This window comes from Trinickia camelliae, assembly GCF_053525655.1.
Genome location: NZ_JBCHAA010000052.1, coordinates 1 through 616, shown reverse-complemented (window position 1 = coordinate 616; position 616 = coordinate 1). Strand labels below are relative to the sequence as shown.

At 65.3% G+C, this 616-nt stretch carries 1 protein-coding gene; it reads right to left on the bottom strand.

The window, feature by feature from the left end; all coding sequences use genetic code 11:
- Nucleotides 1-616 (bottom strand): diacylglycerol kinase catalytic domain-containing protein (locus AAHK20_RS33470; RefSeq protein ID WP_449185799.1); only part of this gene is annotated, 616 nt, incomplete at both ends.

Sequence of the window (616 nt, the reverse complement as noted above, 5' to 3'; positions counted from 1 at the left end):
GCCGTCGAACCCAGCCCCGTGGAGACGATGATGCCGGATGACGACTGCGATTCGCGCCGCTTGCCCAACTCGATCTCGTAGAGCGCCGAAGCATGCGTGCGCGGGCCGATGAAAAGGTCGTTGACGGCACGCAGCACCTGACCGTCCGAGAGCTTCGCCTCCGCCATCGTGACCGCCTTCATCGGACGGCGGCCGTGAGCGACATCAGCGAGTACCGCCCCAAGCTCCCGCGGCTCGAACGGAAGCAGGATGCCGTCCCACCTCGAAGGCTCCGGGTTCAGCCCGATCAGCGGCTGACCATCGAGGTACTTCATCGAGTTCGCGACCAACCCGTCCTGTCCCAGCGCCACGACGATATCGTCGGAGGCGAAGATGAAATTCGGCAGGTAGCTCCGGTCGACCAACTGGTACCGTCCCCAGTCTTCGAGCGCGCGCACGGTCAGCTCCATGCTGCGGGCGTACGCCGCATTCTCGGCGAGGTAGTCCGAGAAATCGGCGCCAAGGTGCTCGATGTAGAACTTCGCCTGCGCCAGCGTGTGATGCCGCGCAATCAGGTCCTCGAGCCGCGTGCGGCGCGTCACCAGCACGACCTTGCGGGCATCGGCGCTCATGATGC